This is a genomic window from Monashia sp. HAY1-5C (assembly GCF_056755255.1).
Window position 1 is genome coordinate 1 of sequence record NZ_JBPGXG010000555.1, and the last position, 252, is coordinate 252.

Below are 252 nucleotides of genomic sequence, written 5' to 3' on the forward strand. Positions count from 1 at the left end.
GCGCAATGCCTCGTCGCCCACGGCTTCAGTCCGGGACGACATCTCAGCGAGGTCGCGGGCGTAATCGCCGATCGCCGAGGGGATCAGGTTGAGGATGAACAGGGTGGGGCCGGCAACAAAGACGATGAGGGCCAGCACCACGGCCAGCACCATGTTGATGTTGGACAGCCACTGGATGCCGCGGCTGATGCCGGAAACGGCGGAGGCCACGAAACAGAAGGTCAGGATGGCTACGATGACCACCAGTACAGG

Annotated in this window: 1 protein-coding gene; it reads right to left on the reverse strand. The window is 63.1% G+C overall.

What is annotated here, in order from left to right; all coding sequences use genetic code 11:
- Positions 1 to 252, reverse strand: a 252-nt coding sequence (locus ACR9ZK_RS22750) for a BCCT family transporter (protein WP_481344192.1), incomplete at both ends; no start/stop codon positions are given.